Origin of the sequence: Oceanirhabdus sp. W0125-5, from assembly GCF_027938815.1 — a bacterium.
GTDB lineage: Bacteria > Bacillota > Clostridia > Clostridiales > Clostridiaceae > Oceanirhabdus.
Map to the genome: position 1 here is coordinate 3,900,702 of NZ_CP115913.1, position 16,231 is coordinate 3,916,932.

Annotated in this window: 16 protein-coding genes; 2 read left to right on the plus strand and 14 right to left on the minus strand. The window is 29.9% G+C overall.

From position 1 onward, the window contains the following. Positions 1–247 precede the first annotated feature (247 nt). Together OW730_RS18295 and OW730_RS18300 are read left to right on the plus strand one after the other, a co-directional pair. The gene (locus OW730_RS18295) at positions 248–469 is read left to right on the plus strand and encodes a 4Fe-4S dicluster domain-containing protein (RefSeq protein WP_271225494.1); all 222 of its coding nucleotides are present in this window, start codon (positions 248–250) and stop codon (positions 467–469) included. Between the two features lies 1 nt (position 470). Beyond that, positions 471–1,061, plus strand: coding sequence for a 4Fe-4S binding protein (locus OW730_RS18300; protein ID WP_271225495.1), 591 nt, complete (start codon positions 471–473; stop codon positions 1,059–1,061). A 75-nt stretch (positions 1,062–1,136) separates the two neighbouring features. Here OW730_RS18300 and OW730_RS18305 read toward each other — a convergent pair whose 3' ends face one another. The 14 genes from OW730_RS18305 to OW730_RS18370 all read right to left on the minus strand — a co-directional run bounded on the left by OW730_RS18305 (position 1,137) and on the right by OW730_RS18370 (position 16,179). Beyond that, a complete protein-coding gene (locus OW730_RS18305; protein ID WP_271225496.1) occupies positions 1,137–2,144 on the minus strand; it encodes a GNAT family N-acetyltransferase in 1,008 nt (335 codons plus the stop codon). Between the two features lie 56 nt (positions 2,145–2,200). Beyond that, positions 2,201–2,965: a GNAT family N-acetyltransferase gene (locus OW730_RS18310; RefSeq protein ID WP_271225497.1), complete on the minus strand. Its 765-nt coding sequence runs from the start codon at positions 2,963–2,965 to the stop codon at positions 2,201–2,203. A 13-nt stretch (positions 2,966–2,978) separates the two neighbouring features. Further along, positions 2,979–3,527: a GNAT family N-acetyltransferase gene (locus tag OW730_RS18315; RefSeq protein WP_271225498.1), complete on the minus strand. Its 549-nt coding sequence runs from the start codon at positions 3,525–3,527 to the stop codon at positions 2,979–2,981. Positions 3,528–3,667: 140 nt separating this feature from the next. Further along, positions 3,668–3,877: a hypothetical protein gene (locus OW730_RS18320; protein WP_271225499.1), complete on the minus strand. Its 210-nt coding sequence runs from the start codon at positions 3,875–3,877 to the stop codon at positions 3,668–3,670. Between the two features lie 12 nt (positions 3,878–3,889). Then, on the minus strand, positions 3,890–4,891 hold the full coding sequence (locus OW730_RS18325; protein ID WP_271225500.1) for an ABC transporter permease: 1,002 nt from the start codon (positions 4,889–4,891) through the stop codon (positions 3,890–3,892). A gap of 17 nt (positions 4,892–4,908) precedes the next feature. Continuing rightward, positions 4,909–6,021: an ABC transporter permease gene (locus OW730_RS18330; RefSeq protein ID WP_271225501.1), complete on the minus strand. Its 1,113-nt coding sequence runs from the start codon at positions 6,019–6,021 to the stop codon at positions 4,909–4,911. 1 nt (position 6,022) lies between these two features. After that, positions 6,023–6,877, minus strand: a complete 855-nt coding sequence (locus OW730_RS18335) for an ABC transporter ATP-binding protein (protein WP_271225502.1) — start codon at positions 6,875–6,877, stop codon at positions 6,023–6,025. Positions 6,878–6,893: 16 nt separating this feature from the next. Then, positions 6,894–7,508: a TetR/AcrR family transcriptional regulator gene (locus tag OW730_RS18340; protein WP_271225503.1), complete on the minus strand. Its 615-nt coding sequence runs from the start codon at positions 7,506–7,508 to the stop codon at positions 6,894–6,896. Positions 7,509–7,667: 159 nt separating this feature from the next. Further along, on the minus strand, positions 7,668–9,500 hold the full coding sequence (locus OW730_RS18345; RefSeq protein WP_271229595.1) for an ABC transporter ATP-binding protein: 1,833 nt from the start codon (positions 9,498–9,500) through the stop codon (positions 7,668–7,670). Between the two features lie 124 nt (positions 9,501–9,624). After that, entirely contained in the window at positions 9,625–11,391 is a 1,767-nt protein-coding gene (locus OW730_RS18350) for an ABC transporter ATP-binding protein (RefSeq protein WP_271225504.1), read from the minus strand. Further along, positions 11,392–12,270 carry a CPBP family glutamic-type intramembrane protease gene (locus OW730_RS18355; RefSeq protein ID WP_271225505.1) on the minus strand — a complete coding sequence of 293 codons (879 nt, stop codon included), beginning with the start codon at positions 12,268–12,270 and terminating at the stop codon, positions 11,392–11,394. Positions 12,271–12,492: 222 nt separating this feature from the next. Then, a complete protein-coding gene (locus tag OW730_RS18360; protein ID WP_271225506.1) occupies positions 12,493–13,638 on the minus strand; it encodes a Ger(x)C family spore germination protein in 1,146 nt (381 codons plus the stop codon). Next, a complete protein-coding gene (locus OW730_RS18365; RefSeq protein WP_271225507.1) occupies positions 13,625–14,713 on the minus strand; it encodes a GerAB/ArcD/ProY family transporter in 1,089 nt (362 codons plus the stop codon). Before OW730_RS18365 ends, OW730_RS18360 begins: the two co-directional genes overlap by 14 nt. Then, entirely contained in the window at positions 14,710–16,179 is a 1,470-nt protein-coding gene (locus OW730_RS18370) for a spore germination protein (RefSeq protein ID WP_271225508.1), read from the minus strand. The genes OW730_RS18365 and OW730_RS18370 overlap by 4 nt, the downstream gene beginning before the upstream one ends. Between the last annotated feature and the right edge of the window lie 52 nt (positions 16,180–16,231).

Genomic DNA, 16,231 nt, shown 5'->3' on the forward strand with positions numbered 1-16,231 from the left:
ACTATAACTTTATATTAATTTTTAATCTAATAGTTATAGTATCTCCTCTTTAAACTCTTACGTAAATTTTAACATTTTTATCTTTTATAGTAAAATAATTAAAGATTTTTAATATCTCTTATAAACTTTTATCTTGACATAAATTAAAATCTATTATATTATAATATCGTAATATTTGAATATATAGATATATAGATGCATAGACATATTATATAGAATTATATAGCTTATAGGAGGGATTATCTATATGGAAACTAAAAAAAAGATATTAAAAAAGAAAGCAGTTATAGATACAAAATATTGTGCTGCATGTGGTGTATGCGTTAAAAGTTGTCCTTTTGGTGCAATTACAATAAGAAACGGTGTTGTGGCAGAAATAGATGAGGCAAGATGTGTAGGATGTGGCAAATGCGCTAAAGCTTGTGTTGCTTCTGTAATTGATATAGTAAAAAAAGAAGAGGTGAAATAATATGGGATTAAATAAAAAGAAAAAATGGAATGATTACTTATGGATTGCTTCTGCTATCTATCTTGTATTAGGTTTTTTTAATATATTATTTGCATGGGTAGGACTTATTTGTTTTCTAGTTCCTTTAATAGTATCTTTATCTGGAGGAGGTAAAGCTTACTGTAACAACTATTGTGGACGTGGACAACTATTTGAAATTTTAGGAACAAAATTGAAACTATCTAGAAATAAATCTATCCCTAAATTCTTAAGAACAAAATGGTTCAGATATGGATTTTTAATATTCTTCTTTATAATGTTTGGAAATATGTTATTTTCAACTTACCTTGTATTTTCAGGTGCTAACTCAATGAAAGAAATCGTTACTTTACTCTGGACATTCAAAATGCCATGGAATTGGGTTAATGTATCTTCTGTTACTCCATGGATTGCCCAATTTGCCTTTGGTTTTTATAGTGTTATGTTAACCTCAACAATACTAGGTACTGTTACTATGGCTTTGTACAAGCCTCGTTCATGGTGTGTATACTGTCCAATGGGTACAATGACTCAAGGAATCTGTACTATAAAAGATATCAAGAAAGCTGCATAATAAATAAAAATTCCTCAGACTTTAAGATTGATATCTTAGTCTGAGGAATTTTTTATTTAATTTTCACTAGAACAATTATTCTATTTCATATATTAAATTAACTGTCTCATCCACTCCATAATCCCCTTCTCCATATTCATCTACTTCTTCCTCTGAATAAAAGTCTGAAGGATCAAACACTTCTATTTCTTTAAACCCACATTTTTCATAAGCTTTAATAGCATTATTATTTTTAATCCAAGGTCTAATAATGAATGTCTTAATACCATAATTTGAATGTACAAATTCAATTACTAACTTAATAGCTTCTGTACCATATCCTTTTCCTAAATTTCTAGTTGAAGAAATCCATATATCTAATTCAGCTGATTTTAATTTTCCACTATTAAATGCATAACTAACAGTTCCAATAACTTCTCCATCTACCTTAATAAGTAGATAGTTTCCTTCTTCATTAAGTACCCCTGAAAAAAGACTATCTGGCTCTTCATCAAATTCTTCCCAAGAAGGTTCTGGATGATTCTCATCAAACATGAGATTCTTCACTTCAGGAGATACTAGCATATCATATATCAACTTTTTATCTTTTAGTTGAGCAAATTCTAAAGATATGTTTTCTCCATAGGCACAAATCTCTTTTTTAAATTTAACCACTTCAATACCATCTTGTTTACCTATTCCAACTTCCTTATATCCCAGCTTTTTATAGAGATATTGATTGCCTATACTGTATGTTGGTGTAACTAACGTCCATGTTTTTATGTGTTTATTCATTGTTTCTAATTTAATCAAAACTTTTGTGCCATAACCTTTATTTTGATATTCAGGATCTATACAAAAATCTTCAATACAAACTGTTTTATCGTTCTTTTGTACTAAAAACACCCCTCCAATAATTTTTTCATTTAATATAATCTTATAATAATTATATTTGGATATAACTTCCTCTACCTCTTCTTTTAATGGATATTCATTTTCCATTTGATTATTGCTATATTTCTTAATCTCATCAGCATAAGCCCTTCTAGTACATTTTGCAATTTGATCTGAATCCTTTATTTCTGCTTTAATTACTCTCAACATAGTTTTCCCCCCATAATTCCATAAAGTCAAATAATTCTATACAAAATTTTATATTATTAATAACTTACAGATACCCTTTTACAATACTCCTTAAACCCTATTTTTTTATAAAGTTCAATTCCACCAGTTTCTGCTCTAAGAGATACCGTTTTAACCCCTAAGTCATCTAAATCCCTCAAAGCCCTGTCTATTGTTAATGATGCCAACCCTTTATTTCTATAGTTCTTCAACGTTGCAACCATATCCAGATCTCCAAAAATTCCATCATAGATTGTAAAACATGCAGATACTGGAACACCCTCAAATAATCCTAGATAAAATCTTGTGTTATCTAAATTGTAAATATCATAAAACTGTTCAAAACTCATTATCTCACTCTGAAATAAGGCAGTATTAATGATATGTACCCACTCTTTTAAGCTTTTATCATCTTTTACTTCTCTAACTTCAATTTTATCTGAAGACATTTTATTAGATTTAAGATCACATAAGTCCATGGCCATACACAATCCTGAAGTATCTACTTCAAATCCCCGTTGAACTAATAAGTCTACCAAATTTGCTGGTTTTGTATTAGGAGTAATTAAGAAACTGTCTGGAATTTCTTTTCCTCTTATCTTATTTACTATATCGTCCAATTGCTTTGCAATTTTTTCAGAGGAGATGTTTATATTGAATATACGCTCAGGCCCCTTACCATCTACAGATTTCACATACTCAAAATCACCAGTATACAACTGCATGTTTCTAGCACTGCCTAGAGCTCTCCAATATAAGGTTATTGCAGTATCTATGCAATCAAAGTAATACCCTCTATCCATTTTTCTACTCCTCCTATTTACTCCCATAGCATCTGTAATATTTAAAATCAAATGATTTTTCTAGTACTGATACATTGTGATTCTGTTCCTCAATAAAATTATATCCACTTCTCTCTAAAACCTTTTGTGATTCTATATTATCTAAACCAACAGTTCCAATAATATATGGAATAGAAAATGTATCCAATGCCCAACTTGTAATACCTCTTGAAGCTTCAGTTGCATATCCCTTCCCTCGGTATGCCTTTACTATTCCATAGAAAATTTCTGTCTCATCTACATCATCATGTTTTCCAATTCCCCCATGCCCAACTATCTTACCTGTACTTTTCTCTATAATAGCTAGTCCAATTATATCTCCAATTGGATCCATATTTTCATACTTTGACAGCTGCCAATGAAAGAAATTCTTTGCATCATCTTCCTCCATGGCCCATCCATCAAAGAAATGCCCTCTTATACTTTCTTGACATAAGAAATTATAACTTTGAAAGTCTTCTTCTCTCCATTTTCTTATAATTAAACGTTCTGTTTCTATTGGTAAATTATATTCTTTCTTCATTCTATCCTCCCGATTACCCCTTACTATTTTATAAAAACCGTATAAACAACACATTTTATCCCCAATTTTTATAATTAATGAATATTTTACCATAGTTTTTATGTAAAAAAAAGTTGGGACTCTCATCCCAACTTAAAACCTTATTTTTTTGTCATTAACCAAACTCCTAGAAGGACAAAGGCTATACCCCAAATGTAAAAGAATATTACTGTACCTTTTTCACCTAATACCTTTTTAAAAAGCTCAATTTTTTTCATGTTCCAAACTTTTTCTGGTTTCTTTACTGCAATAAAGATAACAAAAACAGCATATAAAATTACTAAAATCCCCACTAAAGCCATAGTATTCATTAAACATCCTCCTTATTCTAAACCTTTTATTATTTTTGGTGCTAGATATACGTATACACCAGCACTTATTAACAATACAATTAATGAATAACCAATAATCTGTTCCCAAGTGGCGCTATATGAAAGTACTGCATCATTCCCTTTATAAGCCCAATAAAAGGGACTCCAGTAGAAGAATTTCTGCCACTTGTCACCTAACAATTCTACAGCTGCTATTGATGCTGCCATAGGTAAGAATAATATTTTTATATTTGCTGCTGCACTTATTATATCGTCGTTTTTAAGACCTTGAATGAACCCTACAAGAGTACTTATTATAGTGGATACCAAAAGGATAATGCCCATTTGCCCCACATTAATATTCTTAAATCCAGTAATCCATACAACTGCTGCTGTTCCGTAGATAGGAAGCAATATTCCAATTAAACTCTTCCCAAGAATATATCCTATACGAGATACTGGAGACAAATGCATGGCACGAATTGTACGATCCACCTTTTCATCTACAATATTAAGAGCAATTAACATCCCGCCAAGAATAGATGTTAAAAGTATAGTAAGATTCACAAGTAATTTCTTAAGTGGTGGAACTGTTCTACCAAGCTCTATAATTTCTGCATTGGTATCTTCTATCTGAACATCTTGTTCGTAAAAAGTTAAAAGAGCTTTAGCATAACCAACTACCTCTTCACCCTCATTTCCTTGCTGCAAGATATAATAATCTTCACCATCTGGTATAATCCCAATAATATCATCTCTTTTAGCAATTCGCTTTTCTACTGCTTCAACATCTTTAAATACTTCAACCTTAGCAAAATCTTTAAGATACTCCACTTGAGCAGGGTTTTCCCCTTCAATCAATGCCAAATTCACTGTTGTATCATTAATACTTGGTGTGAGCAAATTAATTCCGAAGGCGAAAAGTACTGGGAAAACGATAATATACAAAGCAATAAAATCTCTTTTACTAGCTTTTAAATCTCTTAGAAAAATTGTCCATATTTTTTTAAACATCATAATCCTCCTTCCCTCTACGCCGTTAGTGTTTTCTTGTATCTTATATTAGAAAGAATGAATAATAATAAACCAACAACTAAAAAACCAAATGAAGCCATTAATGTATAGCTTATATCTCCATTTTCTACAATACATTCTTTAAACCCTTGAATCAAAGGATAGGTTGGTATAAATTTTATCCATAAAGGTTCCCAGCTTGGAACAAAATACGCTATATTAGGTAGAAGCATGGCAATCATAAGGACATAAATAGCACCAAAAGATTGCATCATATTTTTATAGAAACTTGCAACCAATAGCCCTAATGAAGAAGCAAAGAATGCTGATGTTATAAGCAATATAAGCAATGCTAGATAATTAACTTTAAGCCCCATTACAGGTATCACTATGATTAAACTTGATAAAATAGTTGTAGTTATAATTACCCCCACTTTGCTCATTAAATACTGCCAAACTGAAGATGATGTAACTGCATAAGCTTTAATAATACCTTCTTTTTTATCTAAGAATATATAAGCTGCGATAATGAATAATCCCATTAAACTTCCATTGAAGGTTAAAAATGATGGAATCACATTTTCTCGATCATTTAGTTGTCCATATCCAGTAGATAATGAACGAACCTCCTGCTTATCAATTTCGTCTTTTATTAAATTTAAATCAGTGTTATGAATAATACGGTATAAATTCTTTAGACGCTCTGATTCATAACCTTGCAGATAATATTCATAATGAACCTTTCCTTCATCATTTAAACTTATAACAGCACCAACAAGCGGCCTTTCAGTCTCAGCCAGTTGAATAAGTTGAGCTTTATTTTTTACAACATATAATTTTGTATCACTGCTTTCGTAAAACTCTGCCTTAATTGTATCTTTTTTACTTTTAATTTCTACTAATTCAGCTTTTCCATCCAAATCCTCTTTTAATATCTCTTCTTTGTATTGATTCACCATTGCTTCTGGTAAATCAAAGTATAAATATTCAGAACTTTTACTTACGAACTCTTTTGGTATAACAAACAGCAAGACAACCAATAGAATAATTGCCATAAACAGTTCTACATAGAAGTAAAAGCCTCTTGAAGAAAGTTTAAGCTCTTTAATAAAACTATGCCATAATTTCATCCTAAACAAGCCCCCTTCCAGTTACCTTTATGAAGATTTCTTCTAGTGTCGCCTCCTTCGTATGCATTGTCTGCACTTCATATTTTCCTAAAATATCTTGTAAATGTTTTATATCACTTTCTTGTATGGTTGATAAAGTTTCTTTAACTGTTTCCCCATCTTTAATATATTCAATCTCTACAAGTTTATCTCCATATTGAAGTTTAAGATTCTTAGGTGAATCAATTAACATAATCTCACCATCCACTATAAAAGCAACTCTATCACATAATTCATCTGCAATATGCATATTATGAGTGGTCAAGAAAATAGTAACGCCTTTTTTATTTTCTTCTTTTATAATATCTTTTATCTGAGATGCTATAGCAGGATCAAGACCTGTTGTTGGCTCATCAAGGAACCATAATGAAGGATTATTAATCATTGATCTAGCAAAAGTGAGTCTATGCTTCATTCCTTTTGAGAATTCACCTGCTCTAATATTAGCTTTATCTCCAAGACCTACTAATTCCAATAGTTCTTCTGGTTCACGAGTATCTACATCAAATAATTTTCTATAAAAATCAAGATTTTCTTTTGCAGTCATTTTGCTGTATACATTTGATTGTTCAAAAGACATTCCTATTTTGTTAAACATTTTATTTGAAATCTTTTTTACATCATACCCAGCAACTGTAACATCACCTTGTTGAAGTTGTAATAAGCCAGTTAAAATATTTTGTGTTGTTGATTTTCCTGCTCCTGAAGGACCAAGGAATCCAAATATTTCTCCTTCTTTCACCTCAAAGCTCACATCTTTTACAGCATACTTACCATCCTTATTGTAAGAATGATATAGATTACTAACTTTAATCATAGGATATTCCTCCTTTTTATTTATAAAATGCTCTTTTAAGAATTTCTAAATATTCATCAATTTCTTGTGACAATCCACTGTAATCAGTGTCTCCGCTAGCAAGCGCCGAACTTTTCATCCACTCTTCTCCAAGTTTTTCAAGTGACCATTGAGTTATCTTTATAGCTTTTTGAACATCTACATTATCCTTAAACAATGTAAAATCAATGTTCTCATAATATACCTTCTTATATACATCAGGTATGTAATTTTCTGCTTCTTTTTTAAGCTCATCAATAGATTTTTTTTCAAACATAACCTTACCAAATGCAACTAAATAAGGGTATCTAACATAAACTTTCAATTTTATCAAAACTATCTGTTTTAATCTGGCAAATAAGTCCTTTTCTTCCCAATTCATTTCTTTTGATATAGCATCAGTAATTATTTCTATTACAAAGGTTTCTAAATACTCATAAAGAATTCTTTTACTAGAAAAATAGTGATATAACAACCCTTTAGAAATTCCTGCATTTTTTACTATATTATTTGTGGATGCTTTTTCAAATCTATTTGTACTGAATTCTTCTAAAGCACTGTTAATGATTCTATCCCTTTTCTCAGGATCCATATTTTTAAAAATCTCTTCCATTCTGTTCATCTCCTAAACTGTCAACTCTCACCGACCACAGTGGTCAATTATATTATACCATTTATCGACCAGTGTGGTCAATGTTTTTTTACCATTTAATACCATTTTTTTATACTTAATAAAAAATACATCACCTATTTATAGGTAATGCATTTTTTTCTAGGCCATCTTATGAAGCCCATTTTCTTTAAATTGACTGAAATACATATCATGATAAACTCCTTTTTTAACAATTAGCTCTTCATGATTTCCCTTCTCTACTATCTCTCCCTTATCTATTACCATTATGGTATCTGCATCACGAATAGTACTTAATCTGTGTGCGATAATAAAACTTGTTCTTCCCTTCATCAGCTTTTTCATTGCCTCTTGTATCCTGATTTCTGTACGAGTATCAACACTGCTTGTTGCCTCATCTAAAATTAGTATAGATGGATTTGACAAAATTGCTCTAGCTATTGCTAGAAGTTGTTTCTGTCCTTGACTTAAATTATTTCCACCTTCTGAAAGTAACGTATCATACCCTTTAGGTAAACGTCTTATAAAAAAATCTGCATTAGCTATTTTTGCAGCTTCTTCTACTTCTTCATCCGTTGCTTCTAACCTTCCATACCTAATATTTTCTCTAATAGTTTGAGAAAAAAGATATGTATCCTGAAGAACTATCCCAAATGATTTTCTTAAGCTATCTCTCGAATATTCTCTTATATCAGTTCCATCAATTAAAATTCTTCCTTCAGATACATCATAAAATCTTGTAAGAAGGTTAATAATAGTAGTCTTACCTGCTCCAGTTGGTCCAACTAATGCTGTAGTAGTACCTTCTTTTGCAAGGAAACTTATATTCTTTAGTACATTCACCTCAGGACGATACCCAAAGAACACTTTCTCAAAAACTACCTGTCCATTTGGACTTTCTAAGTTCTTAACCTTCAGCATATCCTCTGTTTCTTGTTTTTCATCAAGAATTTCAAATACCCTTTCAGCACCAGCTACAGCAGATTGCAGAGTATTAAATGTATTAGCTAAATCATTCAAAGGTCTTGAAAACTGCCTGGAATAAGTTAGAAAACTAGCTATTACACCTACTGTAATTATCTCCCTAACTGCCAAAGCCCCTCCCACTGCAGCAACTGCTGTAAAACCAATATTTTTAATTACATTCATAAGAGGCATTAGAAATTTAGAGCAAATCTGAGCCTTAGTACCTACTCTGCATAATCTATTGTTAACCTCATCAAACTCTTCAATTACTCTATTTTCATTATTGAATGCTTTGATTATTTCAATTCCTGATATAGTTTCTTCAATATGTCCATTAAGCTTTCCTAATTCTTCCTGTTGAGTTTTAAATAAAACCTTAGTTTTCTTAGCTATTACTTTAGTGAGTATAAATACTAAAGGTATTGTTATTAAACTAGCAGCTGTAAGTAGTGGACTCAACACAAGCATCATTATAAAAGAACCAAATATCATTATTACTCCTGACATTAACTGTATAGTTGATTGAGATATGGTTCTGCTAACATTTTCAATATCATTTGTTAACCTACTCATAATTTCTCCATTTGCTCGTAGGTCAAAGAATACTATTGGTAGTTTTTGAAGTTTTGAAAAAAGAGCACTTCTAAGTTTCTTAACTATTCTTTGTGAAACACCAGCCATAATAAACCCCTGAAAATATCTTATAATTGAATCAATTAAATAACCAATTATAAGTGCTGTTAATATTACTCTAAGGATTTTAAAATCTACGTATCCATTTTTTATAGACATAGAATCTATTGAACGACCTATTAAATATGGGATTGTCAAACCAATTATTGAATTAATTATTATAAAAATAAATATAACCATTAAAAGCTTCTGTTCTTCATGAAAGTATTTCCATAATCTCGAAGTGGTACCTTTAAAGTTCTTTGGTTTAACAACTGGTCCCATCCTTCTGCTTCTACCAAATCCGCCGCCTGGTTTGCCTACCGCTCCTATCATATTTCTACTAATATCTGAAGCAATTTCTGCATCTTTCCTTTTGTTTGAATCATGAAATTTTTCATTTCCCATTGTGCATTCCTCCTTGCGTTGAAGTAAATACAACTAATTATACGCACACCTTTTAACTTCCAATTGCCTTTATATCTCCTATTTGAGATTCAAATATTTCTTTATACACGTTACAATTTTTAATTAAATCTTCGTGTTTACCCTTACCTACAATTTCACCATTATCAAGTACAATTATTCTATCAGCACCCATAATTGAAGTAATTCTCTGAGCAATAACTATACAAGTAAGATTTTGAGAATATACTTTTAATGCTTCTCTAATTTTTACTTCTGTAGTTACATCTACAGCACTTGTGCAGTCATCTAAAATAAGAATTTCTGGTTTTTTAATTAATGCTCTAGCAATTGAAATACGCTGTTTTTGTCCTCCAGATAGATTTACACCTCTCTGACCAAGTACAGTATTATATCCTTCAGGGAGTGAACTAATAAATTCATGTGCTTGTGATACATCTGCTACCTTCTGGATATCCTTAATAGCAGCATCTTTATTACCCCATCTAATATTGTCTATAACCGTACCTGAAAACAGTATGTTATTTTGAGGAACTAAGGCAATTTTATCCCTTAATTTTTTCATATCCATATCCTTAACATTAATATTATCTACTTTTATAGTTCCAGATGTAACATCATAAAATCTATTAATCAAACTAACAAGAGTACTCTTACCAGTTCCTGTAGAACCAATAATTCCTACTGTTTCTCCTTTTTCACATGTAAAACTAATATTTTTAATAACATGTTCTTCTGATGCAGAAGAATAAGAAAAATATACATTTTCAAAATCAATTTTACCTTTTATATTTGGATACTCTACTTTAGTTATTTTATGAATACTTTGACTTTTACTTTTCTTTATGGAACTCATGTTATTTTCCTGATTAAATACTTCTCCAATACGTTCAACCGATGCTCTTGCTCTAACAAACATTGTAAAAACATTTGATATTATCATTAATGAAAATGATATCTGTGTCATATAGTTTATAAACGCTATAATCTGTCCAACCTGCATATTTCCACTATTCACTCTAATTCCGCCTATCCAAATAAGAGCTACTATTCCCATATTAACAACAAAAATAATACTAGGAGGAAACATTGCTATCACACTCATTGCTTTAATTGATACATCGCTCAGTTCCTTATTAGATTTTTCAAACCTTTCTGTTTCATACTTAAATCTGTTAAAGGCTTTCACAACTCTTACTCCCGCCAAATACTCTCTCATAACACTATTTACTCTATCTAGCCTTTTTTGAATCTTTATGAAAAAAGGATATCCAATCTTCATATTCAAAAATATAAGTAACCCTACTATTGGTATAACAGCCAGAAAAATTAAGGACATAAACGGATTAAGACGTATAGCCATAATAATACTACCTATACATAACAGAGGTGCCTTAACAAAAATTCTCATAAGTCCATTCACAAAATTCTGAACCTGTGTGACATCATTGGTAAGCCTAGTAACTAAAGATGCTGTATCAAAATTATCTAAGTTTTCAAAAGACATACCTTGAATTTTTCTAAAAAGATCTGCTCTAAGTTCTGCTCCAAATTTTTGCGATACATTACTAGATATAATATTACGACTTATTGCACCCATAGCTCCTATTGCTGTAATCATAAGCATTAAAAGTCCCTTATTTATTACATAATCCATTCGTTTTTCTGCTACACCAATATCCACTATCTTAGAGATTATTGTAGGCTGCATAAGATCACAGAGAGCCTCTACTGTTAAACAAACTATAGCTAGACAAAAGAATTTCCAGTATTTTTTTATATACTTGTTTAAAAAGATCACTTATAGTCCTCCCATAAACCTTACAGCATCTTGTATCCAGTGAAATGCTATTGCAGTTTCTAAATCTTTCTTTAATGCTAAAATCAACATTGGTACACCAAATAGTAGACAAATGATACCTCCATAAGCAAGTGCAAAGATAGGCTTCTCATAGAATAAACTGTTAAAATGAGCATAATTATGTACCAGCGTAGCTATAACCCCTGATATGACTACTGAATGTTTGGGATAAGCACGACGTAAAACTAACCACAAAATTCCTATTAAAGTAAATCTATAAACAACCTCTTCAATTATTCCTGGTTGAAGTGCATCTACTAAAGGTAAAAGGGACGTTTGTACTATGAAAGGACTATTATTCATAACTGAAAATGCATAAGCATTAAAAATTGCAAGTGGTAACCCTATTAAACATCCAAATAAAATACCTATAATAGTTCTCCTCCAATCCTTTATTATTAAAGCTACTTGAACAGGTCCCCCCATTCTCATTACAATAATTCCTGCGAGAAAAATTACTATAAATGTACCACCATGAAATATTCCAGTAACCACTTTATTATCATTCACTTTAATTAAAGGAAAAAATGTTGAGTAATTCACATGGATCCCTAAAAATGCTCCAATTACTATAGATATTATTATATCTCTCTTCTTTAATAATTTTACTTTACCTATTAATATTCCTAATGAAATTATAAGGATTATCATATTAAAAAGATTAAATAACCTAGGGGGATTTCCTCCATTCTTATCTATCAATGTTCTAACAATAAATATCCCCAATACACTTCCAATAACTGCAAATAACAATAATATTTTAACTACATGCTTTTCAGTCCTTCTCATAGAATTATTCTCTCTAAGTTCACTTTTCATTAATTCATACCCCCCTAATGTAAATTAATACTTAATAATTTAATAAAATTCACTTTAATATATTTCCTTTTTTACTACCATTATATGTTATTTTAACTAAAGACTCAAATAGGATTAACTACAATTTGACGGAAATATATTCTTCTATTTAAACTAAGAATGTTTAAATTATTTATTAAAAAAAACCTATCAAATGTGATAAGTTTTTTAAATATTTATCAATTAATCCTCTATATGTGTACTATGAATTCTACCAATAGAATCTATTTTCACAGTTGCATGAACCTTAATTTGAGCATTTGAAAAATACTCATTACTATCATATCCTGACTCTCTACCATACTTAGCTAATGCATATTTCCCTATGTCTAGGCAATCAACTTCATATTCTTCTTGAATTTTCTTCACTTCATTATTTAAGTCCTTTTCTAACCTGACTTCAAATATTTTTTCAATTTTTGATATTTGCTTTTTATTAAGTTCTGTCTCAGAAAGTGTATCCACTAGTAAATCAGCAGTAATATTAACATAAATATCATAAATAAATTGTTCCTTCATTAATTCTTCAAGTTGTTTCTTTTTCTTTAATACTTTTATTTTAACTTTATTTGTGCCTACTATATCAATGTAGCTCAGCAAATTTTCAGAGCGAATAGATAAAGCCCCTTTACTACCTGAATTTCTTAGAAGATTTATTAATTTACTCTCTTTTATAGGAACTTTATTTACCATTTTATCATCATTAAAAATGGCAGTACCTGTTAATTGTGGTTTACCTTCAACAATCTCAATATATGGTAAAAAAATCTGTCTACCATTTTGATGATACATAAGTAACAAATCATTAACTGTAACATGACTTGAATAAAAACTCCCTTGATGACAATATTTAATCATACGAAATAAATCTTCTGACATTGTACTTGATTCAGGTTTAAGAGACAAAAACTCTTCACATTTACCTTTACATATTACCACCATAGCATTTATATTTAAATCTGGATATCTTAAAAGGTCATCTAATGCATCCTTTATTCCAAATTTAGCACGTTCTTCACTTATGAGATAAAGTACTTCTGCACCAAAAACAATTGTTTTATGTTGTTTACTTATACGATTCTCTACTAATGAGTATAACGTTGGTCCTCTTCCAACTAATATAAGAGATCCACCCTCTCCGTCATCTTCTTTTATTGAGATAGTTTCAGCTGGATCAACAAGGTTAATCTCTGCCCCCTTTTCTATGTCATAACCTACACCGGTTATTATACTTAGCTCTTCAATTGGATACTCATCATAGCAGCTGCATAAACATATGGATATACACATTATAATTAATACCAAGATTATATTTTTATATGCTTTCATTGTTTCCACCTCTAAATTTTCTTGAAGCTAATAGTGCTGTTAATAATCCCCATAAAAGACCAAAAAATATGAAAGGAGGAAATACAATACCCAACAGTTCACTTCTGTTATATTCTGGTAATAGTAAATATATATAACATATTGCTAAGGGTACGAATATAAAATAAGCTTTTTTATAATAGTTTTCATTTTTTATTAGTAGCGATAAACTATAATTAGCTGCAAAACAAACAGTAATTAATGATCTTAAAATTATTACAGACCATAAAGCTAAAAATAAAGCAGTAAAATTTGATATTATTGGAATAGGTATTGTCTCTATTAGATATAATAATGGATATTCAAGTTTTGACGTTAGTTCCCATCCCAAATAATATATTGTCATAAAAACCGTAAATACATATATAAATGTTGTTATAAGTACTGCGATTATTCCTGCTTTTTTAGTATTTTTTTTATTTGAGATCTTACTTATAATCAAATAAGATATTTCACAGCCTGAAAATGAGTAAAAGCTTTCTGGAACTGCTTTTATTATTTCATCAACTGATGAAATAATTGGTTTAACATTTATAACTGAACCCTTTATTATAAAAAACAAGAGTATAAATATTAGCGGAAGTGTTAAATAAAAATAAAATTCACTTATTCTCCCAACCATATAAATTCCATGTATAGATATAAAGATAGTCAAAACTATAGTTGGGACAATTATGTATGATGAAGGTAAAAAATAAGTAATTGTAAGCTTTAAAACATTAGTAAATCCTGATGCTATACCAGCAAACATAGATAAATAAAAGCAAAAAAATATAAATGTAAATATGTACGATAATATTTTCCCATAAATTTCATTATTAATCTCCCAAAAACTAGCATGGTTTGTTTTATTATCAATTATTGACGCTGTTATTACTATACATATTGGATATATCCCCCCTATAAATAGTGATATCCAGGCTTGTTGGTGTGCAATTTTACAAAGAGTAGATGCCATAGATAAAATACCTACTGCTATCATTGAACTTATATTAATAAAAATATATTGATTTTGAGTTATAGAATTTTTATTCATTTTTTATTTTTTACTCTCCTTTTTCGAAAGCTTACAGGAATTCTATTTATGTATTTTAATGGGAATCTTATAAAACTGTCTTTTAAATCTCTGTGCCTCATTGGTGCAAAAGGTGAGAAATAAGGAATTCCTATACTCTCAAGCTTCATTAAATGAGCAGTTATTGAGAATAACCCTATAATGACTCCTAGAAAACCAAATATTTGAGCTAGTATTAAGATGTAAAATCTAAGTAATCTAATTGAGAGACTCATTTCATAGTTAGGTATTAAGAATGTAGAAATAACTGTTATTGAAACTACAACTAAAGTTGTTGGGCTAACAATCCCTGCCTCTATTGCCGCTGATCCTAGTATGATACCACCTACTATGCTCAATGTTTGACCTACAACTGAAGGAAGTCTCAAACCTCCCTCTCTTAAGAATTCAATTATTATTTCCATGAGTAATATTTCTAAAAAAGGTGGCAGTGGAATATCTTTTCTAGACATAACAATTATTTTAATTAAATCTAAAGGTATAAGATATATATTATATTTTAAAAGTACAAGATATATAGGTGACAATGTTAATATTAAAAGCACTGCCATAAGCCTAAGTATTCTATCAAAACTAGATAGCAAAAATCTATTTGAGTAATCTTCAAATCCCTGAAAAAATTCTATAAATACTACTGGAAATACAACAACATAAGAACATCCATTTAATAATAAAGCTGCTTTTCCTTGAAGTAAGTCAGAAACAACTTTATCTGGTTTTTCAGTGGTTTTAGATTGTGGAAAAATACTAAAAGGTTTCTTATCAATAAACTGCGCCAAATACCCTGTGTCAGGTAAATATGATGTTTTTATACCTTCGATTTGCTTTCTAAGTTTATTTAAAATCTCTTTATCAATAATGTTATCCATATATATAAGAGCCGCTTCACTTTTATTTTCTTCACCAAGTACAAATTTTTCTATTTTGAAATTTTTATTTTTCAATTTTTCTTGTAACAAGCTAATATTTATGCCCATTACCTCAACAAAGGCACTTTTTTCTCCTCTTATTGTTTCTTCAATTTTAGAATCTGCCGCTTTTTTAAAATTACTTCTATATGTACTGCATATTATAGCTGTATCTTCATTTTCTAATAGTACTACTGTATTTCCACCTTTTATCATTTCAGATATATAATTAATATTGCTTGATAATTCTGTAGAACTGATAATAATATATCTTTCCGATAAATACGAAGCAGGAGATGATAACTTCTTAATATCACAATCAATCTGAAATAATAGAGGCTCAATTATACGTTCTTCAATTTCATCCCTTTTTGCTATCCCACTTAAGTATAAAATTGAGCATCTTACCTCACCTTTTAGAACTAACTTTCTTTTTATAAAATTATAATTTTCTGGTACCTCAGCAGATATCATATCTATGTTTTTTTCTAAATCTTTTGATAATAAATTGATGCTCATTTCTTATCCCCTTATCTTTAAAAATCTAATTTTAGTTTCACCCTATTATTGA